The following is a 21,253-nucleotide window of genomic DNA, read 5'->3' on the forward strand; positions in this document are numbered from 1 at the left end:
GCTCGCGATGGTCGCCAACGATGACGATGGAATCCTGATACCCCTCGGTGCTCTCATTTGCATCGCGAGCTGGCTCGCTCCTACAGGTATTCATATGCCGTTACATCTGCACAGGGCCCGGCCGCTTTGACACGAAGGCGAGCCTGAGGCACAGTGCGCGCCCTCTAATAAAACCCATTCCTTTATCCGCTGGCGGCTCACGCAGACTGCCGGACGGACTCTTTCCGTTTGTCTCGAGGTAATGAAATGAATGCAGTGATTGCCGCGGTCGGCATCATGCTGATACTCAGCCTGTCCCGCGTGCATGTGGTCATCGCGCTGATCGTCGGTGCGCTGGTGGGTGGCCTGACCGGCGGCCTTGGCATCGACGCGACGCTCAAGGCCTTCAACAGTGGCCTCGGCGGCGGGGCGACGGTGGCGCTGTCCTACGCATTGCTCGGTGCGTTTGCCGTGGCCATCGCCAAGTCCGGCCTGGCCCATGCCCTGGCCGACAAGGCGTTGGCGATGGTCGATCGCCAGCACGCCAGCGGGGGTGGTCAGGTCAAGTGGTTGCTGATCGGCCTGCTGTGGGTGGTGGCCATTGCCTCGCAGAATATTCTGCCGATACATATCGCCTTTATCCCGTTGCTGGTGCCGCCGCTGCTTTATGTACTGACCAAGCTGCAACTGGATCGACGTTTGATCGCCTGTGTCATGACCTTCGGTTTGATTACGCCGTACATGTTCCTGCCGGTGGGCTTCGGCAATATCTTCCTCAATGAAATCCTGCTGGCCAACGTGGCCCGCAGCGGCGTGGACATCACCGGCATCAATGTCACTCACGCCATGGGCATTCCGGCGCTGGGCATGGTGGCGGGCCTGCTGATCGCGTTTATCAGCTACCGCAAGAAGCGCGTCTATAACCTGGAGAAAATCGAGCAAGTCGAGCAGGTCGCGGTGCAGTACAACCCGCTGAGCCTGATGGTGGCCGGGGTGGCGATTGCCGCCGCCTTCATTGTGCAACTGCTGTTGGACTCGATGATCATCGGTGCACTGGTGGGTTTCCTGATTTTTTCGGTGTCGGGCATCGTCAAATGGCGCGACACCGATGACCTGTTCACCGAAGGCATGAAGATGATGGCGATGATCGGCTTCATCATGATCGCCGCCTCGGGGTTCGCCGAAGTGATGAAGGCCACCGGTGAAGTGCAGACACTGGTCGAATCGTCGGCGTCCTGGATCGACCACAGCAAGGGCATCGGCGCCTTGTTGATGTTGCTGGTGGGGCTGTTGGTGACCATGGGCATCGGTTCGTCGTTTTCCACCGTGCCCATTCTGGCGGCGATCTTCGTGCCGCTGTGCGTGCAATTGGGTTTCAGCCCGCTGGCGATCGTCTGCATCGTCGGCACCGCCGGCGCACTCGGTGACGCCGGTTCGCCCGCCTCGGACTCGACCCTCGGCCCGACCTCCGGTCTGAATATCGACGGCCAGCATCACCACATCTGGGACACCGTGGTCCCGACCTTCCTGCACTACAACCTGCCATTGCTCGCGTTTGGCTGGGTAGCGGCGATGGTGCTCTAACCCCGCAACACCTGTGGGAGCCAGCTCGCTCCCACAGGAGGCTCCAGTGTTCCCGATGAACGTGTTCAACTTTTGACCTGGCCTGCCGTTAACGCCTTTAACCACGCCAATAAAATCAAAAAAGAGTGAACGTCATGCGCATGAGCCTGAAGGCCAAAGTCCTGTCCCTTGCCGTCCTCCCGGTGTTGCTCTTTGCGCTGGTCATCAGCCTGACCACGTTGTTCATCCTGCAGGCGCAGGCGCGCCACGAAGTCGAGGAAACCCGCGAGCGCTTGCTCAGCGATGCCAAGGCCACCCTGCAAAGCTACGTCGCCGTGGCCATGACCGCGATCAAACCGCTCTACGACGCGGCAGCCCCTGGCGATGACGCGGCGCGGGCCCAGGCGATCAAGTTGCTGTCGAGCATCGCCTACGGCAAGGAAGGCTACTTCTTCGGCTACGACTCCAACACCGTGCGGCTGTTCAAGGCCAACAGCCCCGAAGGCGTGGGCCAGAGCTTCAAGGACAACCGCGACCCGAACGGCGTCTACGTCAACCGTGATCTGGTGAAGGTCGCCAAGGACGGTACTCACTACCTGCAATACAGCTCGCCGCTGCCCAGCAACAACCAGGTGCTGGTGCCCAAGCTCGGATACACCGAATACCTGCCGAAGTGGGACATGGCGGTGGGTACTTCGGTGAATCTGGACGGCATCGAGGCGCAAGTTGCGGTGGTTGAGGCCAAGGTTCAGGAGCGCATGGAAGGTGTGGTGCTGAGCATCGTCGGCGTCGCCGTGGTGGTGCTGCTGGTGATCGCCGCTGCCGGGATGCTTCTGGCCAATACCATTTTGCGTCCGCTGAACCTGATGAAAGCCAACCTGGACGACATTGCGGCGGGCGAGGGCGACCTGACCCGTCGCCTGACCATCACCCGCCAGGATGAGTTGGGCCAACTGGCCGGATCGTTCAACCGTTTTGTCGACAAGATCCACGGCCTGGTGCGCCAGATCACCGAAATGACCACGCAGCTGACCGGGTTGGTGCATCAGGTTTCCGATCAGGCGCACCGTTCTGACCAGGCCATGGAGCGTCAGCGTCACGAGACGGATCAAGTCGCCACGGCAATCAATGAAATGTCGGCGGCGGCTCAGGAAGTGGCCAAGAGTGCGCAAAACGCGGCGGTGGCCGCCCAGCAGACCGACGAAGAAGGCCAGGCCGCCAAGCGTGTGGTGGCTGGCAGCATCGTGAAGATTCATGCGTTGGTGGACGACATTCGCAGCAGCGGTGTGTCCCTCGACAGCTTGCAAAAAGACGTGTCGTCGATTGTCAGCGTGCTCGGGGTGATCCGTTCGATTGCCGAACAAACCAACCTGCTGGCGCTCAATGCTGCCATTGAAGCGGCGCGCGCCGGTGAGGCTGGTCGCGGATTCGCAGTGGTGGCCGATGAAGTACGGGCCCTGGCCAGCCGCACGCAAATCAGTACCCAGGAAATCCAGGGCATGATCGACCGCTTGCAGGCCGGCACCCAGTCGGCGGTGGAAGCGATGCGCCGTTCCAGTGAAGCCGGCGACGGCACCTCGGCCCAGGCCAACGAAGCGGGCGCGTCGCTCGATACCATGGCCCAGTTGATTGCCACCATCAATTCGATGAACGCACAGATCGCCAGCGCCGCCGAAGAACAGACCGCCGTGGCCGAAGAGATCAACCGCAGCGTGCATCAGATCGCGGTGGCGGTGGACAACGTCGCCGATGAAACCCAGCTTGGTGCGCAAACCTCGCGCAGTCTGGCGGATCTGGGGCAGCGTCTGGGCAATCTGGTCGGGCAGTTCCGTATCTGATTGGCAACCCCCCCCCTGGAGCAGGCTTGCCGGCGATAGCGTTCTTGAGGGCGCCATCGCCAGCAAGCCGGCTCGTGTAGGAGGGCATGCTATGGCCTGTCGCAATAGGGCTCTTCACCAAAACATTCGACAAAGAAGTCGATCCCGTCCTGACCTTCACCGACAGGCGTCGGCTACCGGGCCAGGGCACGGCAATCTGCTGGGTGACCTTGGCGGCCTCTGGGCCGACCAGGTTTTGGGTTGATCGAGTACATATCCGTTGCTGCGGTAACGGCGGCTTAGGGTTTCGCCCTGACGGCGAGTCACTTTTTTTACAAGCGCCTAAAAAAAGTAACCAAAAAAACGCTCGCCCCGAGCGTCCGGCCCCTCGCTTAGGCTCGGCGTTCCTTCGCTGCGGTATCCTTCCGGGGACACTGCCCTCCGGTCTGCTTCGCGACGACCTACATGCAGCGTGTTCGACTGCGTCGAACGGCGCTGCGCGCCACTCCCCGGATGCACACCTCCACTCAGCCTCCCGAAGGGGCGGGTGGATCAAGATCAAGAGCTGCAGGCGAGCTAACGCTCGGCCTGATGAGTGGTGAGGAGCGGGTGGGTGTACGCCGTCGTGCTTTTCTGTGGGAGCTGGCTTGTCGGGACGCCGCATCGCAGCGATGGCGGCCTTATAGCCGACCAATCACTTGCAGATGTACTCAATCCCCTGTGGGAGCTGGCTTGCCAGCGAAGGCGGCCTGCCAGCCGACCAATCACCCGCCGATGTACTCAATCCCCTATAGGAGCTGGCTAGTCGGGACGCCGCATCGGAGCGATGGCGGCCTGACAGCCGACCAATCACCCAAAGGTGTACCCGACCTACTGTAAAAGCGAGCCTGTTCCGGGCGGCGTTCGGACGATAGCGGCCCACCAGCCTACACTGGTAACACGGGTTGTTCTTCTCGCCCCGACGACCACTACCTCAGGAGTCAGGCTCATGATCAACAGTGACAGTATCTGCGATTGCCCGAAATGTTCGTGCAAGCTGGGCGCGCATCCGATTGCGCGCCACGGCAAGCACTATTGCTGCGAGGCGTGCGCCAAGCACCACGAGCACGGTGAAGAATGTACCGGCAAGGGCTGCAAGTGCGCCCACGCCAAATAGTTCGGTTACGTTGAAAGTGGAGCCTAGTCGGGCTCCACTTCCAGTTTCAGGCTGTCATCGTCGAGGCGTTCGATGTGTCGGACGGTGCCCGACAGGCGGCGGCCTTCGACTCTGACCACGACAGTCTTGGCCTGTTCGAGATCTTCCGGCAGCGGTGGCAGAACGCGAATCGCGAAGCAGGTCGGGTCGTTCATGACCTGTTCCAGGCCAACCCGGCACTCGACGCTCCTGGTGATGCGGCCGAACAGCGTATCCAGACCATAGTCGAGATGCGCAGGGCTGCTGATGAGTGTCATGTACTTGGCCCCCCCTCCAATCCTGTCGCTCGCCGGGCATCAGTTGGCCGGCCGCCACTTGACGTTTTCCACGCCGAATTTCTCTGCCATCGGCTTGCTGGTCTTTTGCACCTTTTCCCGGCCAAAGCGCGGTATCCGGCCCACTCCCGCGTCGCAGCTCGCCCAATGCCAGGCTTCTGCGTTGTCCATTTTGTCCAGACGGATAATGAACGATTTGGGGACGCCATGAAGGGTGTATTCAATGACGAAGAGTTTTGCATTGTTCATATAGCCCGTATTCCTCCCTGTGGTACATAAACGGATCACGGGCCGAACGGAAAATTCACTTGGATTGGTGGACGGTGGCAGCCGCTGGCGGCAAATTCAAGGCCTCGTTACCATTGAGCCTTTCCCAACCCCAATGATTGCTGCCCATGGCCCTTGCCGCCCCGCCTGATCTCAGTGACACCGATGTCCCCGTGCAACCGCTGGCGCGCACTTATCCGCGCGGGTTGTTCATCGAGCCGCATGAGCATGTCTGGGGGCAGTTGCTGTATGCGATGAGTGGCGTGATGTGGGTCGAGACGCCTCACGAGGCACTGGTGGTGCCGCCGCAACGGGCGGTTTGGTTGCCGCCAGGCGTGCCTCACGGGATTCGCGTGGTCTCGGACCTGCAAATGCGCAACATCTACCTGCGGCCATCGCTGGCGGCAACGCTCGATGCCAGTGTCCAGGTCATCGAAGTCGGCGGTTTGTTGCGCGAGCTGATCGTCGGCCTGGTGGAGCAGGGCGACGACGGTGCGCCCGAGTATTACGAAGCACTGGTGGGACTGGCGCTGCTGGAGCTCAAGCGGGCCCGGCGCTCTCAGCTGAAGATCCCGCTGCCGGATGAGTCCGACCGGCGCCTGATGAACCTGTGCCAGGCGGTCATGGCCGCGCCGTCGCTGGACATCGCTTTCGAGCAACACGCGGAAAACGCCGGCGCCAGCGTGCGGACCCTGGCGCGGTTGTTCAAGGACGGTCTGGGCATGGGCTTCGCCGAATGGCGGCGCCAGGTACAACTGGCGACGGCGGTGGCCGAGTTGATTCAGGGGGTGCCGGTCAGTGCCATCGCCCGTGAACTGGGTTATTCGCCCAGCAGCTTCAGCGACATGTTCCGTCGGGAACTGGGTGTCGCGCCGTCGCAGTTTTCGGCCAGTCAGCATCCGGGCTGACGCTTTCAGGGCCAGGGTTTGGCCGAAATTCAGAAGCACTTGGCCGGTACTCGTTGGCACTGCGCACTAGACTTTCGGGCATATCCCAACTGCCCACGGAGTCTGTCATGAACTACCTCATTTCACTGGCGATCGGCCTGGGTGTCGGTCTGCTCTACGGCGCCCTGGATTTTCGTTCCCCCGCACCACCGGCGATCGCACTGGTAGGCCTGCTCGGCATGCTGGCCGGCGAAAAACTCTGGCCGATGGGTCGCCAGTTGATGGCTGGCTGGATCTCCTGAAACCCTTCTGATCATTCGATGGAACCCCCTATGAAAGCATTGCAGTTCGACAAAACCGGCGACCTCTCGGCCCTGCGCTACGTCGAGGTTCCGACGCCCGTTCCCGGCACCGATGAAGTGCTGGTCGAAATCAAGGCGGCCGGGCTCAACCCCAGCGATGTGAAGAACGTGCTGGGACGTTTTCCCTACACCATGTTGCCGCGCATTCCCGGTCGCGACTTTGCCGGCATCGTCGTTGAAGGCCCGCAGGCGCTGGTCGGTCAACACGTCTGGGGCACAGGTCGCGAACTGGGTTTTTTCGCCGATGGCTCCCACGCACAATTCGTCAAACTGCCGGCCAATGGCGTCGCCCTCAAGCCCACGCATTTGAGCTTTGCCCAGGCCGCCAGTCTGGGCGTGCCCTACACCACGGCGTGGGATGCACTGGAGCGCAGCCTGGTGACCGCCGAAACCCGCTTGCTGGTGATCGGCGGCGGCGCGGTGGGCAGTGCCGCGCTGGCATTGGCCAAGGTGCGTGGCGCCCAAGTGTTGGCGGCAGCGCGGCGGCCCGAGCAGGTCAAGGAGCTGCAGGACCAGGGGTTTCAGACGCTGCAACTGGACAAGCCCGAGGATCTGGGCGCTCAGGTGAATGCCGTCTTCAAGGGCGGCGCTGACGTGATTTTCGACACCACCGGCTTCTGGTTGCCGGCGTCCGTTGCGGCATTGGCCACCTTCGGCCGCATCGCCATCATCGCCGCGCCGGTGGATGGCATGGTGCAGCTACCGGCCCTGGCGCTGTATCGCAAGGGTGGTTCGGTGGTCGGTATCAACTCGTTGCTCTACGGCGTACAAGCCTGCGCGGCGATGCTGGATCAGTTCGGTCAATTCTTCGATCAGGACTTGCTGCCGTTGCCCCAGGGGCTGTTCGAGTCGCCATTGGCTGAAGGCCTGGAGCGTTATGCCGAGGTCAATCAGGGCAGCGGTGACAAAGTGATCCTGTTGCCGTAACACCACCCCCGGTGGGAGCGGGCTCGCTCCCCTCGGGGCGGCGATGCAATGCACTGCCAGAAGGGTGCTCTGATAGAATCGACGGCACCAATCTTCCGAGGTGCCCCCATGAGCGAGCCGATTCGCCTGACCCAGTACAGCCACGGCGCTGGATGCGGTTGCAAGATTTCTCCCCAGGTACTGGAAGTGATTCTCGCCGGCAGTGGCGCGCAGAATCTGGACCCCAGGCTCTGGGTCGGCAACGCCTCGCGCGATGACGCGGCGGTCTATGCCATCGATGAAGAGCGCGGTGTGGTATCGACCACCGATTTTTTCATGCCGATCGTCGACGATCCCTTCGATTTCGGTCGCATCGCGGCCACCAATGCCATCAGTGACATCTACGCCATGGGTGGCGACCCGTTGATGGCCATCGCCATCCTGGGCTGGCCGGTCAATGTGCTGGCGCCGGAAATTGCCCGGGAAGTGATTCGCGGCGGCCGTTCGGTCTGCGATGAAGCGGGTATTCCGTTGGCTGGCGGGCATTCCATCGACGCACCGGAGCCGATTTTTGGCCTGGCCGTCACCGGGCTGGTGGAAAAGCGCCACATGAAGCGCAACGACACGGCGACGGCCGGTTGCCTGCTTTACCTCACCAAGCCCCTGGGCATCGGCATCCTCACCACCGCCGAAAAGAAAGGCAAGTTGCGCAATGCCGACATTGGCCTGGCCCGTGACTGGATGTGCACCCTGAACAAACCCGGCAGCCGCTTTGGCAAGCTGGACGGGGTGACTGCGATGACCGACGTCACTGGTTTTGGTCTGTTGGGGCATCTGGTGGAAATGGCCGACGGCAGCCAGCTGACCGCTCTTATCGAATATGACCGCGTGCCGCGTCTGCCGGGTGTCGAGTATTACCTCGAGCAGGGCTGCATTCCCGGTGGGACCTTGCGTAACTACGACAGCTACGCCAGCAAACTGGGGCGATTGCAGGAATTGCACAAAAACGTGTTATGCGACCCGCAGACCAGCGGAGGTCTGTTGATCGCCGTGACGCCCGAGGGTAACGACACGTTTCTGGCGACCGCTGCGCAAATGGGCCTGGACCTTGTGCCCATCGGTAAATTGGTCGAGCGACAGAGCCATGCAGTCGAGGTTTCCTGATGTTCGCCGACTGCACCGATTACCGCGATATTTTCCTCAACGACCGGCCGCTGATGGATGCCCGTGCGCCAGTCGAGTTTCTCAAGGGCTCGTTTCCCGGTGTGGTCAATTTGCCGCTGATGGACGATCACGAGCGGCAACGGGTTGGCACTTGCTATAAGCAACAGGGTCAACAGGCCGCCATCGAACTGGGCCATCAACTGGTGTCTGGCGCGATCAAGGCCGAGCGCATCCAGGCCTGGGCCGACTTTGCCCGGGCTCATCCCGATGGGCTTTTGTATTGTTTTCGCGGCGGATTGCGCTCGCAAATCGTTCAGCAATGGCTCAGGGACGAGGCGGGTATCGACTACCCGCGCGTCGCGGGTGGCTACAAGGCCATGCGCAGCTTTTTGCTCGATACCCTCGATCAAGCGGTGGCCCAGTGCGATTTCGTGTTGTTGGGGGGCATGACGGGCACCGGCAAGACCGAAGTACTCCTGCAACTGAGCAACGGGCTGGACCTTGAAGGGCACGCCAATCATCGCGGTTCCAGTTTCGGCAAGCGCGCCACGGGGCAACCTTGCAATATCGATTTCGAAAACCGCCTGGCGGTGGATGTGCTGAAGAAGCGCGCCGCGGGCCTCGGGCAATTCGTGCTGGAAGACGAGAGTCGCGCGATCGGCAGTTGCGCACTGCCTTTGCCGCTTTATCAGGGCATGCAGCAGTTTCCGATGGTCTGGCTCGAGGACAGCCTGGAGGGCCGGGTCGAGCGAATCCTGCGCGATTACGTGGTGGACCTGTGTGCCGAGTTCATCCGGGTGCGCGGCGAGGAAGGTTTTGCGCTGTTTTCCGAGCGGATGCTGGAGAGTTTGAATAACGTGCACAAGCGCCTGGGCGGCGAGCGCCATCGACGGATGCTGATTCTGATGGAAGATGCCTTGGCGGAGCAGGGTCGCAGCGGCTCGGTGGATCTGCACCGGGGCTGGATCGAGGGGTTGCTGACCGAGTATTACGATCCGATGTATGCCTTTCAGCGGGAAAAGAAGGGCGCGCGGATCGAGTTTGCCGGGAATCGTGAGGCGGTATTGGGGTATTTGCGCGAGCGCGGTAGTCAGCGAGGGTGACGGTGGTCTTGCCGGCCTCATCGCGGGCAAGCCCGCTCCCACAGGGGCCGTGGCGTACACAAAAGGTCCGATCAGGCCCTGCTCAACTCAGCTCGGGCAGGTCTGCGGCCCGTTATCCAGCCCTTGCTTGTAGCTGTGGCTTTGCAGGCTGGCCTTGCCGTTATGCCAGGTCAGGGTCAGCACAAAGAGCGAGTCATAGTCGCTGGACTCCCAGTCTTCGGTGATCTTCTGTTTCTTGCCGACCGCTTCCCCGGCGACCTTGTTGATCAACTCCGGCAGGTAGCCGTGGGACCACGCGGTGTAAATGACCGAGTTGTGATACTTGTCCTGGAGCAGTTCATCGGCCAGGTCGCTGGTGTCATTGGCCGAGAAATTGATATTGACCGGCAAGCCGAGCTTGATCGCGCTGGGACTGATGGTCATCAATGGGCGGATGTAGCTGTAGGAATTGTTCAGTTCACCTTCCTCGACATTGCGCGTCGGGTTGGCGGCAAACACGTAGTTGGCCTTGCCGAACTTTTCCGGAAGCAGGGCGGCCAGTTCGATCGCACGGTTCAAGCCCTGGCAATTGAGCTGGCCCAGGCCCCCGGCAGGTTTTTCCGCATGACGCAGGAACACCAGCGTCTGGGTGCCATCTGCCGGTTGGGCGCGGCTTTCGCCAGACTCCAGGGATAGAAACAACGCGCTGGCCGCCAGCAGGGCGGGCAGGAATAGATACGCGCGATGTTTGAAGCGATGGGAGATTTTCAGGAAGTTCTTCATGGAATAAAGGATTCTTCAGCGCATTCGGTTAAGGCTGACAAACCTCTACACCACGAATTTCCTGCGTCGGGTGTTTTCCATGTCGTCGAGCCGGTCCGTTTCAACAAGGGCGGTGCTCAGAGTCCTCTGATGCCCATTTGGTTCGATTCCGGCGGAGTGCGCAGCAATCTACCGGCAACCGTGAACGGACAGGAGCGAAGGTTATCGACAGGATGTTGCTGAATTATGGATACGGTACAGGTTATGGGGCTGACCAGGGCTGCAATTCCTTGATCTTCAACATCAGTGATATTGATAACGACAGCGTAACGCCTGCATTAATATCACTACTTTCAATTTTCTCGTGGATCCTTCCCATGACCGATTTGTCTGCGTTTCCCATCACCCAAAAATGGCCTGCACAGTACCCGGAGTGGATTCAGCTGTACTCCTTGCCGACCCCCAACGGCGTCAAGGTTTCGATCATGCTCGAAGAGATCGGCTTGCCTTACGAGCCGCACCGCGTCGGGTTTGACACCAACGATCAAATGTCCCCCGAATTCCTGTCGTTAAGCCCCAACAACAAGATCCCGGCCATCCTCGATCCTAACGGCCCCGACGACCAGCCGTTGCCGTTGTTCGAGTCAGGCGCGATCCTGATTTATCTGGCTGACAAGAGTGGACAATTGCTGGCCCGGGAAGGGGCTGCGCGCTACGAGACCATTCAGTGGCTGATGTTCCAGATGGGCGGCATCGGGCCGATGTTCGGCCAACTCGGCTTCTTCAATAAATTCGCCGGCAAGGACTACGAAGACAAGCGTCCCCGTGACCGCTACGTCGAAGAAAGCAAACGCCTGCTCGGCGTCCTCGACAAACGCCTTGAAGGTCGTGACTGGATCATGGGCGAGCGCTACACCATTGCCGACATCGCGACCTTTCCCTGGGTGCGCAACCTGATCGGTTTCTATGAAGCAGGCGATCTGGTCGGCATCCAGAACTTCCCCAACGTCACCCGCGTGCTGGAAAAATTCCTGGCGCGGCCGGCGGTCAAGCGCGGGCTGGAAATTCCCAAGCCCGTTTCGAACTGATTCACCGCACAACCCCCTGTAGGAGCGAGCAAGCTCGCTCCTACAGGGGGTTGGTGTTTGTTAAAGGATTATTGTCATTGCAGTAACGCAATCTTGAGCGTTGGGTGTTTGTGCCCTGCACCCCGCAGGGCATAAGCTTTGCCCCCTTACGACTTTTGTCTTGTCCTCCGATTTCCAGGAATGCCCATGTCCAGTCAGTTCCCCGAAGCACGCCCACGCCGTCTGCGCCGCAATGCGAGCCTGCGCAGTCTGTTCCAGGAAACCGAATTCAGCCTCAACGACCTGGTGCTGCCGATTTTCGTCGAAGAAGAGATCGATGACTTTGTACCGATCAAAAGCATGCCCGGCGTGATGCGCATTCCCGAATCGAAACTGGCCGGCGAGATCGAGCGTTATGCCCGGGCCGGGATCAAGTCGGTGATGACCTTTGGCGTGTCACATCACCTGGACAGCAGCGGCAGCGACACCTGGCGCGACGACGGTCTGGTGTCGCGCATGTCGCGCATCGCCAAGGACGCCGTGCCGGAAATGATCGTCATGTCCGACACCTGCTTCTGTGAGTACACCGACCACGGCCACTGCGGTGTTCTGCACAATCACGAAGTCGATAATGACCAGACCCTGATCAACCTCGGCAAACAAGCCGTGGCGGCGGCCCGTGCCGGTGCCGATGTGATTGCACCGTCGGCGGCGATGGACGGTCAGGTCCAGGCCATTCGCCGGGCACTCGACGAGGCCGGTTTCAGCCAAACGGCGATCATGGCCTATTCGACCAAGTTCGCCTCGGCGCTGTACGGACCGTTCCGCGAAGCCGGTGGCAGCGCACTCAAGGGCGACCGTAAAAGCTATCAAATGAACCCGATGAATCGCCGTGAAGCGGTGCGCGAATCGTTGCTGGACGAGCAGGAAGGCGCCGATGCGCTGATGGTCAAGCCGGCTGGCGCGTACCTGGACATCATTCGCGATATTCGTGAGGTTTCGCGTTTGCCGCTGTCGGCGTATCAGGTGAGTGGCGAGTACGCGATGATCAAGTTCGGCGCGCAAGCGGGGGCGATCGATGAAGACCGCGTGGTGCGCGAGAGTCTTGGCGCGATCAAGCGGGCGGGGGCCGATCTGATCTTCACGTATTTCGCGATGGACCTGGCATTGGCCGGAATCTGAAATTCACCCGGCCCCCCCGCAGGAGCCGGGAGGGTTTCGGGATCAACCAATGAACGGCCGGATCCCGTGATCCCGGAAGTACCGCTCGATCACCTTGGGATCCGAGCAGGTTTCGGCAATCGCTACATAGGTATCCGGCCGTAACAGGTAAAACCCGTTGCGTCCCAGGCCTGCCGTTTCAAACGCCGGCCGCCAGTCGAACACATGCAGCGGCAAATGATGCTCGATGCACCAGTCGATCATTTCGTCGCTGGTGTCGCCATACACATGCACCTGCCATTTCGGGCATTTGAGCGGTTCGAAATTGTCCCCTTCGCCGTCGTGCGCCCAGGGCAGGCGGTCGCCACCATGGACCTGCCCGGCAACGCCTGTGCTCAAAGGCATGCCGCGGTAGTTCAAGGTGATCTGCGACACCGTGCGAAACAGGAATTCACGGGACCTCTCGAACGAGGCCATTTTCGGAATCAGTAAGGGCGCCAGGCGTGTGCGCAGCAGGTCGGCCATGGGGCCTTCAGCGGTGACGAAGCTGAACACCCGGTCGGTGGTCGCCACCAATTTTCGGGCGAAGGCGATGCGCTCGGTTTCGTAAGTATCAAGCAGTTTGGCCTCGGCGCCGCCGCTCAAAACGGCGGCGAGTTTCCAGGCCAGGTTGATGGCGTCGCCAATCCCGGTGTTCATGCCCTGGCCACCGGCGGGGCTGTGCACATGGGCGGCGTCGCCCAACAAGAACGCGCGTCCGGTGCGGAAGTGATCGGCCACCCGATGATGCACGCGGTAGGTCGAGAACCAGTTCACCTGTTCGATCTGCACCTTCAGATGCTCGATGGCCCGGCTGCTGACGTCTTCGAATCGCAGCGTTTCAGCACGCTCGGCGCGCTCATCGCGAACGGTGCCGATCAGGCGTGCGCGACCGCTTCCTGCCAGTGGGAACACCGCAAGAAAGTCCGCCTCATCGAGGTCCACGTGCAGTTCGCCATTGAACGTCGGGCCGCTGGCCTGCACATCGGCCACATAAAAAATCTGCTGGTAGGTCCCGCCGGGAAATCCGGTGTCCAGGGCCTTGCGCACGACTGAACGGGCACCGTCGCAACCGGCCAGGTAACAGGCCTGGCAGGTTTCCTGCTGACCATCGGGCAGACGCAACGTGGCGTTGATGCCGTCAACGGTTTCCTCGAAAGCCTCAAGCTCGGTGTCGCGCTCCACCGTGATGCCAAAGGATTCGAGGCGTTTGATCAGCAGCCGTTCGTGTTCGTCCTGGGGGAATATTTCGAGGAAGGCGTAAGGTGTCAGGCCCTCGCCGATGTGGGTCAGCGGCAAGCGTGCCACGGGTTCACCCTTGACCCAGAAATTGGCGGCCTCCACGCAATGGCCCTTCTGCACGACACTGGCACTGAGGTCGAGTTGGCGGTACAGCTCCAGCGTACGTGCCTGCACGGCCAGCGCCCGCGAGGTGGTGCCGGGCGCCGACGTCTTGTCGACGATCCGCACGCGAACTCCCAGAGTGCTTAGCCAGAGTGCCAGTACCAGCCCGGTCGGGCCGGCGCCGATGATTAACACATCGCTTCGGTGCATGAGCCTGTCCTCCTCGCGGTGTGGAGCAAGTATGGTCCAGCCGTGGCGGGCGGCCAGGCTGGCTGCCCAACGGAGAAGGCCACTGCTCAAGGTCATAGCCTCAGACAGGCCATTGATCGTATGGTTAGCCCGGCATAACGGATTTTCTGGAGCAGCATGCAAGCCCATCGATTGATCATGAGCATCGTCGCGTTGCTGGTGCTGGCCGGTTGCGGCAGTCAACGCACGCAGCAGGTGCCGGCGCGTACGCCGGCCGAGGTCAAGGCCGAAATCATGCGACTGTTGCCGGCCAAAACCGTCGACCGCCAGGGTTGGGCCACGGACATCCAGGCGGCGTTTGCCGCGCAGAACATCGAGACGACCACGCAAAACCTGTGTTCGGTGCTGGCTGTCACCGAGCAGGAGTCGACCTTTCAGGCAGACCCGAGCGTGCCTGGCCTGGGCAAAATCGCTCGCGACGAGATCGATCGCCGAGCGGCCAAGGCCCACATCCCCGGCCTGTTGGTCAGTGCGGCGCTGCAGGTGCGCTCGCCCAATGGCAAAAGTTACAGCGAGCGCCTCAACGCGGCGCGTAGCGAAAAGGAACTGAGCGCGATTTTCGATGACTTCATTGGCATGGTGCCCATGGGGAAAAGTCTGTTTGGCGGCCTCAACCCGGTACATACCGGCGGGCCGATGCAGGTCAGCATCGAATTTGCCGAGCAGCACGCCAAGGCCTATCCCTACCCGGTGGACGGGTCGATCCGCCATGAAGTCTTCACTCGGCGCGGCGGGATGTACTTCGGTATCAGACATTTGCTCGGATACCCGGTGAACTACCCGCAACCGTTGTATCGCTTCGCCGATTTCAACGCCGGTTGGTATGCCAGCCGCAATGCTGCGTTCCAGAACGCCGTGAGCCGTGCCTCGGGCATTGCGTTGGCGCTGGATGGCGATTTGGTCAATTACGGTTCGATCATGCCCGGCAGCACCGAAGTGGCCGTGCGCAGCCTCGGCAAGCAACTGGGCATGCGCAACACGACGATCAGGGATCAACTGGAAGAGAGCAAGAGCCTGGCGTTCGAGAACAGCTCGTTGTATCAGCAGGTCTTCGCGCTGGCGGACCAGGCCGAAGGCCGGTCATTGCCTCGGCAAGTGTTGCCGGGAATCGTCCTGCAGAGCCCGAAAATCACTCGCAAATTGACCACGGCCTGGTTTGCCAAGCGGGTTGATGAGCGTTATCAGCGCTGTATGGCGCGGGCGGGTTGAAGAACAAATGATCGTAGGTGGTTCTGCGCATTATCCCGGGCATAAAAAAACCCGACTGATGAGGCCGGGTTTTTTGTCGAGGAGAGCGGTAGAGCCATTCATTCAAGCGATGTGGTTGCTGTTCAGACGATCAGAACCATCGGCGGCGACGGTGTTGCCTTGCAGGCGATCCGAGCCATCGGCAGCAACGGTGTTGCCTTGCAGGCGGTCGGAACCATCGGCGGCAACGGTGTTGCCTTGCAGGCGGTCGGAGCCATCGGCAGCAACGGTGTTGCCTTGCAGGCGGTCGGAGCCATCGGCGGCGACGGTGTTGCCTTGCAGGTGGTCGGAGCCATCGGCGGCCACCCGATTCTGGATCAGGCGATCGGAGCCACCTTCCGCCACGCGACTTTCAATCAAGCGATCCGAGCCGCCTTCGGCGACGACAGGTTGAGCAGAGGTAGCGGCGAAAGCGTTTACTGCAAAAACCGAGAAAGCGATGCTGAGAAGAGTCTGGCGTTTCATGGTGGTGTGCTCCGGGTCTTATTGGGTGTGTATGGAGCAGATGTTACGCCGCGCAGTTTTTATGAGAACTTCATTGGCATGATGGTGAACATCGACGGGATTGATAGGGCCAGCGGCATACCCCTGGCGAGCGTGATGATGCAGTCGTCGGATGGCTCCAGCGCGGTCAAGGGCGGCTTCTACACTGGATAGCGTCGCAAGGAGGTGTTTATGTATCAGCTCTACGGTCATCAGAATTCGGGCGCAGCCGCCATCGAGGCGGCACTGGAATTGTGCGAGATCCCTTATCGTTTCATTGACGTCGAGTCGTCTTCGCAGGCCGCCCTCGCGTTGGAGAAGCTCAACCCGCTCAAGCAGATTCCGACCCTGCAATTGCCCGACGGCAGCGTCCTCACCGAAAGCGCGGCGATCTTGATTCACCTCGGGCTGACGTTTCCCGAGTCGAATCTGCTGCCGGACAACCCGGCCGATCGTGATCAGGCCATCCGTGGCCTGGCGTACATCGTCAGCAATTGCTATGCGGCCATCGGCATCATCGATTACCCCGAGCGCTGGTTGGCCGAGGCAGATGAATCGTCTCGGCAAAACCTGATGGCGGGCACCCGTGCACGGTTGCATTGGAGTTGGGAGGTGTTTGCCGATCAGTTTTCCGGCGAGCTGTATCTGGGAGACGAGACACCGGGGGCGCTGGATGTGCTGGCGGCGGTGGTCAGTCGATGGTCAGGCAGCCGCGAACATTTGCGCACGGCCCGGCCGGGGTTTTACGCCTGGCTGGAGCGCATCGACCGACACCCGACGCTGGCGCCGGTGTTCGCCCGGCATTGGCCGGCCTGAGCACTGCAAAACAAAAGCGGGAGCGAGCAAGCTCGCTCCCACAGGGGACGGGGGTATGTTTGAGCTATTCCCCGCGAATGTACTGTTCCAACTGACGAATCAGTTCCGCCTGTTCCGCGATGGCCTCCTTGACCAGGTCGCCAATCGACAGCAAACCGATCAATTTGCCGTCCTCCACCACCGGCAAGTGGCGCAGGCGTTTGTCGGACATGATGCCCAGGCAGGTATCGACGGTTTGATGGGTGTCCACGGTAATCACCGGTGAAACCATGATGTCGCGCACCGGCGTACCCACCGAAGAACGCCCGTGCAGCACCAGTTTACGCGCGTAGTCACGCTCGCTGATGATGCCCAGCACTTCGTCATTCTCCACCACCAGCAAGGCGCCGACGTTTTTCTCTGCCATCTTCATCAGCGCTTCCAGCACCATATGACCAGGTTTGATCTGGTGCACTTCCTGATTCTTCTGATCTTTCAACTTGAGTAGTTGCGCGACGGTTTTCATGGCGGTTTCTCGGGTGTTGTCGTTGTTATTGAAGAATCGTAGACGCCGGCGCGCAGGGCAAGAGAGAAAGCGGCAGATAAACGGCAAAAAACGTCATTCAGTGGTTTTTCTTCGGTAAGCCCCCCGGATTCCTGCCCGGCAAAATACCTGTGGGAGCGGGCTTGCCCACGATGAGGTCAAATCAGTCGACATCCATGCTGAATGTCAGGCCGCCATCGCGAGCAAGCTCGCTCCCAGAGGTTCATGGTGGCGTAGAATCACCACCCTGAATCAATGTTGAGGTTTTCAGTGGTGGATTTACCGCAGGGCTTTGTCCTGACCCGGCATTGGCGCGATACACCGACCGGTACGCAAGTCGAGTTCTGGCTGGCGACCGACAGCGGTCCCCGGCGCATCCGCCTGCCTCATCAGCCATCGGTGGCGTTTATTGCGGCCAGCCAGCGCGAGCAGGCCGAGGCACTGCTGCACGACGAAAAAAATGTCGAACTGCGGGAGTTGGCCTTGCGGGATTTCGAGTACCGTCCGGTGCTGGGGCTGTATTGCTCGCAGCACGGACAATTGATGCGCCTGGAAACGGCCCTGCGCAGGGCCGGGGTCGAAGTGTATGAAGCTGACGTGCGCCCGCCGGAACGCTACATGATGGAGCGGTTCATCACCGCCCCTGTGCGCTTTGGCGGTACGCCGGATGCCGAGGACCTGTTGCTCGACGCACAGATGAAACCCGATCCGCACTATCGGCCAAGCCTCAAGCTGGCGTCCCTGGACATCGAAACCACCGCCCAGGGCGAGTTGTATTCCATCGCCCTGGAGGGCTGCGGCGAGCGGCAGGTGTACATGCTCGGCCCACCCAATGGCGATGACAGCGAGGTGGATTTCCAGCTCGAATACTGCGACTCGCGCACCCTGTTGCTGAAAAAGCTCAATGACTGGTTCGCCCGGCACGATCCCGACGCGATCATTGGCTGGAACGTCGTGCAGTTCGATCTGCGGGTGTTGCATAAACACGCCAGGCAACTGGGCGTGCCGCTGAAGCTGGGGCGTGGCGGCGAAGAGATGCAGTGGCGCGAACACGGCAACGGCAACCATTATTTTGCCTCCGCTGCCGGCCGGCTGATCATCGACGGCATCGAGGCGCTGCGTTCGGCGACCTGGAGTTTTCCGTCGTTCAGCCTGGAAAACGTCGCGCAAACCCTGCTGGGCGAAGGCAAGTCGATCGACAACCCCTACCAGCGCATGGACGAAATCAATCGCATGTTCGCCGAGGACAAACCGGCGCTGGCAAGGTACAACCTCAAGGACTGCGAACTGGTCACCCGAATTTTCGCCCACACCCAATTGCTGACCTTTTTACTGGAACGGGCCAGTGTCACCGGGTTGCCGGTGGATCGCATGGGCGGTTCAGTGGCGGCGTTCACCCACCTCTACATGCCGTTGATGCATCGCCAGGGCTTCGTCGCGCCAAACCTCGGCGGGCGCCCGCCACAAGCCAGTCCCGGCGGCTTTGTCATGGACTCGCAACCGGGCCTGTACGAGTCGGTGCTGGTGTTCGACTACAAAAGTCTTTATCCCTCGATCATCCGCACGTTCCTCATCGACCCCGTGGGTTTGATCGAAGGGCTCAAGCATCCCGAAGACAGCGAGTCGGTGCCCGGTTTCCGGGGCGCCCGGTTTTCCAGAACCCGGCATTGCCTGCCCGCTATCGTGGCCCGGGTCGCCGAAGGCCGGGAAACCGCCAAGCGCGAGCACAACGCGCCGCTGTCCCAGGCACTGAAGATCATCATGAACGCCTTCTACGGGGTGCTCGGTTCCAGCGGATGCCGGTTTTTCGATACGCGCCTGGCATCGTCCATCACCCTGCGCGGGCACGAGATCATGCTGCGCACCCGTCAGTTGATCGAAGACCAGGGTCACACGGTGATTTATGGCGATACCGATTCCACCTTCGTCTGGCTGCGCCGCGCCCACGGCCAACAGGAAGCGGCACAGATCGGCGAAGCGCTGGTGGATCACGTCAACCAGTGGTGGCGCGAGCATGTGCGGCAGGAATTTGGCCTGGAGAGCGCGCTCGAACTGCAGTTCGAAACCCACTACAAGCGGTTCCTGATGCCGACCATTCGCGGTGCGGAGGAGGGCAGCAAGAAGCGTTATGCGGGGTTGGTGACGCGGGCCGATGGCACGGACGAGATGGTCTACAAAGGCCTGGAAACCGTGCGCACCGACTGGTCACCACTGGCCCGCCAGTTCCAGCAGGAACTATACCTGCGCATCTTCAACCGCAAACCCTATCAGGATTACGTGCGCGACTATGTGCGCAAGACCCTGGCCGGAGCGTTCGATGAGCGCTTGATCTACCGCAAGCGCTTGCGCCGCACCCTCGATGATTATCAACGCAACGTGCCGCCGCATGTGCGGGCAGCGCGTATCGCCGATGACTACAACGACCGGCAGGGTCGTCCCCGCCAGTACCAGAACGGTGGCTGGATCAGTTACGTGATCACCGTCGCCGGCCCTGAACCACTGGAGATCCGCAGCGCGCCCATCGATTACGAGCATTACGTCAGCAAGCAATTACAGCCTGTGGCCGACGCGATCCTGCCGTTCGTCGACGACGATTTTTCAACCCTGATCGGTGGGCAACTGGGCCTGTTTTGAGTCCATCAGCGACAACGTCCAGTCATCCAGAATGCCGTGGAAGTATTGATTCAGGGCTTGATGGAACGGGCTGTCGTCAGGTGCGACCTGGGCGAACAGCGTCATCGACGAATGAAATTTCAGGTCATCGGGATGGCCGAAGATCTCCCTCACCGAGCGCTGCTGGATGTTCAGCACCTCTTGGGTGCACGTGCGCAGCCGCGCGCCCAGCAATGGGTGCTCAAGATAGGCTCGGGCTTCTTCGCGCGAACCGATCGCGAAGCGTTTGGACATGTCGCTGCCACCCAGCCCGGCAAACTGCGGAAAGATGAACCACATCCAGTGGCTACGCTTGCGGCCGGCATTCAATTCGGCCTGAGCCCGGTCGAACACCGGGTCCTGCGCCTGAATGAAGCGCTGCAGGTTAAAGGTGTCCAGCCGATCGGTGCTTCTCATGCGCAAGTCCTCTGACAGACTGCGATGGCTCAGACCATGGCCAACCGCTGTTTGCGTTGTGGCGCACGAAACGCTTGGTCCAACGCCTTCAGATCCCCAGGTTCAAGCACTAACTGCGCCGCGCGTGCGTTGAGTCGCACATGCTCGGGCCGTACCGCCTTGGGGATGGCAATCACCCCGTCCTGGCGCAAAAGCCATGCCAGCGCCACCTGGGCAGGCGTGGCATCGTGACGGGCGGCCACTTGCCGGAGCGTGGCGTTGCCCAGCATGTTCCCGCCCTGGCCAATGGGGCAGTAGGCCATGACCGGCATCCTGCGCTGCTGACACCAGGGCAGTAAATCAAATTCTATGCCGCGCTCTTCCAGGTTATAGAGCACTTGATTGGTGGCGCAGGCCGGCGCGGCCAGTTCCTGCAAATCATCGACGTCGAAGTTGGACACGCCCCAGTGACCGATCTTGCCCGCCGCGCGCAGTCGCTCGAAGGCCTCGACCGTTTCCTCCAGAGGGTACTGGCCGCGCCAATGCAGCAGGTACAGATCGATATGGTCGGTGTTCAGGCGCCGCAGACTGCGTTCGCAGGCCTGGGGAATGCCTTGGCGGCTGGCGTTGTGCGGGTAGACCTTGCTGACCAGAAACACCTCGTCGCGCCGGCCGGCGATGGCTTCGCCCACCACTTCCTCGGCGCCACCCTCGGCGTACATTTCGGCGGTGTCGATCAGGGTCATGCCCAACTCGATCCCCAGGCGCAACGCCGCGACCTCCTCATTGTGCCGGGAGCGGTCCTCGCCCATTTGCCAGGTGCCCTGGCCGATGACCGGTACGTTGACGCCGGCCAATTCGAGAGAACGCATGCAAATCTCCTGTAAACACCCAAGCCATATTGCTATTGGCACTCAGCATAGCTTTCGGGTTCCGCGCTTAGATCAAAAGATCGCAACTTGCCGGTGATCGATTGGTGACGGCATGACTGCACTTTTGCGAAATCAATGGCTCTA

The 21,253-nt window shown here is 60.9% G+C and carries 21 protein-coding genes; 13 read left to right on the plus strand and 8 right to left on the minus strand.

What is annotated here, in order from left to right; translation table 11 throughout:
* Positions 1-246 precede the first annotated feature (246 nt).
* The 3 genes from JQF37_RS28130 to JQF37_RS28140 all read left to right on the plus strand — a co-directional run bounded on the left by JQF37_RS28130 (position 247) and on the right by JQF37_RS28140 (position 4,515).
* Complete coding sequence (locus JQF37_RS28130; RefSeq protein WP_130211018.1) at positions 247-1,563, plus strand: Na+/H+ antiporter NhaC family protein; 1,317 nt, start codon at positions 247-249, stop codon at positions 1,561-1,563.
* A 134-nt stretch (positions 1,564-1,697) separates the two neighbouring features.
* Positions 1,698-3,380: a methyl-accepting chemotaxis protein gene (locus JQF37_RS28135; RefSeq protein WP_130211017.1), complete on the plus strand. Its 1,683-nt coding sequence runs from the start codon at positions 1,698-1,700 to the stop codon at positions 3,378-3,380.
* A 967-nt stretch (positions 3,381-4,347) separates the two neighbouring features.
* A complete protein-coding gene (locus JQF37_RS28140) occupies positions 4,348-4,515 on the plus strand; it encodes a metallothionein (RefSeq protein WP_130211016.1) in 168 nt (55 codons plus the stop codon).
* Positions 4,516-4,538: 23 nt separating this feature from the next.
* On the opposite strand, the gene JQF37_RS28145 is transcribed toward JQF37_RS28140, so the two are convergent.
* Positions 4,539-4,811 (minus strand): hypothetical protein, encoded by a 273-nt coding sequence (locus JQF37_RS28145; protein ID WP_130211015.1) that lies wholly within the window; start codon positions 4,809-4,811, stop codon positions 4,539-4,541.
* Positions 4,812-4,850: 39 nt separating this feature from the next.
* Complete coding sequence (locus tag JQF37_RS28150) at positions 4,851-5,078, minus strand: DUF6555 family protein (protein ID WP_047527456.1); 228 nt, start codon at positions 5,076-5,078, stop codon at positions 4,851-4,853.
* Positions 5,079-5,224: 146 nt separating this feature from the next.
* Between JQF37_RS28150 and JQF37_RS28155 the strand changes: the two genes are divergently transcribed.
* The 5 genes from JQF37_RS28155 (at position 5,225) to mnmH (ending at position 9,518) form a co-directional block, all read left to right on the plus strand.
* The gene (locus tag JQF37_RS28155) at positions 5,225-6,004 is read left to right on the plus strand and encodes a helix-turn-helix transcriptional regulator (RefSeq protein WP_130211014.1); all 780 of its coding nucleotides are present in this window, start codon (positions 5,225-5,227) and stop codon (positions 6,002-6,004) included.
* 107 nt (positions 6,005-6,111) lie between these two features.
* Complete coding sequence (locus JQF37_RS28160; protein WP_130211013.1) at positions 6,112-6,285, plus strand: DUF1427 family protein; 174 nt, start codon at positions 6,112-6,114, stop codon at positions 6,283-6,285.
* 30 nt (positions 6,286-6,315) lie between these two features.
* On the plus strand, positions 6,316-7,272 hold the full coding sequence (locus JQF37_RS28165) for a zinc-binding alcohol dehydrogenase family protein (RefSeq protein WP_130211012.1): 957 nt from the start codon (positions 6,316-6,318) through the stop codon (positions 7,270-7,272).
* A 108-nt stretch (positions 7,273-7,380) separates the two neighbouring features.
* Positions 7,381-8,415, plus strand: coding sequence for a selenide, water dikinase SelD (selD, locus tag JQF37_RS28170; protein WP_130211011.1), 1,035 nt, complete (start codon positions 7,381-7,383; stop codon positions 8,413-8,415).
* Complete coding sequence (mnmH, locus tag JQF37_RS28175; protein ID WP_130211010.1) at positions 8,415-9,518, plus strand: tRNA 2-selenouridine(34) synthase MnmH; 1,104 nt, start codon at positions 8,415-8,417, stop codon at positions 9,516-9,518. Before selD ends, mnmH begins: the two co-directional genes overlap by 1 nt.
* Before the next feature lie 87 nt (positions 9,519-9,605).
* Here mnmH and JQF37_RS28180 read toward each other — a convergent pair whose 3' ends face one another.
* Positions 9,606-10,280, minus strand: coding sequence for a histidine phosphatase family protein (locus JQF37_RS28180; RefSeq protein ID WP_130211009.1), 675 nt, complete (start codon positions 10,278-10,280; stop codon positions 9,606-9,608).
* 356 nt (positions 10,281-10,636) lie between these two features.
* Between JQF37_RS28180 and JQF37_RS28185 the strand changes: the two genes are divergently transcribed.
* Together JQF37_RS28185 and hemB are read left to right on the plus strand one after the other, a co-directional pair.
* Positions 10,637-11,347, plus strand: a complete 711-nt coding sequence (locus JQF37_RS28185; protein WP_130211008.1) for a glutathione binding-like protein — start codon at positions 10,637-10,639, stop codon at positions 11,345-11,347.
* A 186-nt stretch (positions 11,348-11,533) separates the two neighbouring features.
* Entirely contained in the window at positions 11,534-12,508 is a 975-nt protein-coding gene (gene hemB / locus JQF37_RS28190; RefSeq protein ID WP_047527463.1) for a porphobilinogen synthase, read from the plus strand.
* Positions 12,509-12,550: 42 nt separating this feature from the next.
* Here the strand turns inward: hemB and JQF37_RS28195 are convergent, their stop codons facing one another.
* Positions 12,551-14,080: an FAD-dependent oxidoreductase gene (locus JQF37_RS28195; RefSeq protein ID WP_130211007.1), complete on the minus strand. Its 1,530-nt coding sequence runs from the start codon at positions 14,078-14,080 to the stop codon at positions 12,551-12,553.
* A gap of 156 nt (positions 14,081-14,236) precedes the next feature.
* Here JQF37_RS28195 and JQF37_RS28200 point away from each other — a divergent pair, with 156 nt between their 5' ends.
* Positions 14,237-15,328 (plus strand): DUF1615 domain-containing protein, encoded by a 1,092-nt coding sequence (locus JQF37_RS28200; RefSeq protein ID WP_130211006.1) that lies wholly within the window; start codon positions 14,237-14,239, stop codon positions 15,326-15,328.
* A 102-nt stretch (positions 15,329-15,430) separates the two neighbouring features.
* On the opposite strand, the gene JQF37_RS28205 is transcribed toward JQF37_RS28200, so the two are convergent.
* Positions 15,431-15,832, minus strand: a complete 402-nt coding sequence (locus JQF37_RS28205) for a hypothetical protein (protein ID WP_130211005.1) — start codon at positions 15,830-15,832, stop codon at positions 15,431-15,433.
* A 210-nt stretch (positions 15,833-16,042) separates the two neighbouring features.
* On the opposite strand from JQF37_RS28205, the gene JQF37_RS28210 reads away from it, so the two are divergent.
* Entirely contained in the window at positions 16,043-16,666 is a 624-nt protein-coding gene (locus JQF37_RS28210) for a glutathione S-transferase (protein WP_130211004.1), read from the plus strand.
* Positions 16,667-16,730: 64 nt separating this feature from the next.
* On the opposite strand, the gene JQF37_RS28215 is transcribed toward JQF37_RS28210, so the two are convergent.
* Positions 16,731-17,171: a CBS domain-containing protein gene (locus tag JQF37_RS28215; protein WP_047527469.1), complete on the minus strand. Its 441-nt coding sequence runs from the start codon at positions 17,169-17,171 to the stop codon at positions 16,731-16,733.
* 291 nt (positions 17,172-17,462) lie between these two features.
* Here JQF37_RS28215 and JQF37_RS28220 point away from each other — a divergent pair, with 291 nt between their 5' ends.
* A complete protein-coding gene (locus tag JQF37_RS28220; RefSeq protein ID WP_189340496.1) occupies positions 17,463-19,823 on the plus strand; it encodes a DNA polymerase II in 2,361 nt (786 codons plus the stop codon).
* Here the strand turns inward: JQF37_RS28220 and JQF37_RS28225 are convergent.
* Positions 19,788-20,258, minus strand: a complete 471-nt coding sequence (locus JQF37_RS28225; protein WP_130211002.1) for a DUF1810 domain-containing protein — start codon at positions 20,256-20,258, stop codon at positions 19,788-19,790. The genes JQF37_RS28220 and JQF37_RS28225 overlap by 36 nt on opposite strands.
* A 29-nt stretch (positions 20,259-20,287) precedes the next feature.
* Positions 20,288-21,109 (minus strand): aldo/keto reductase, encoded by an 822-nt coding sequence (locus JQF37_RS28230; RefSeq protein ID WP_130211001.1) that lies wholly within the window; start codon positions 21,107-21,109, stop codon positions 20,288-20,290.
* Between the last annotated feature and the right edge of the window lie 144 nt (positions 21,110-21,253).

The organism is Pseudomonas sp. MIL9 (assembly GCF_016887925.1).
Lineage (GTDB): Bacteria > Pseudomonadota > Gammaproteobacteria > Pseudomonadales > Pseudomonadaceae > Aquipseudomonas > Aquipseudomonas mohnii.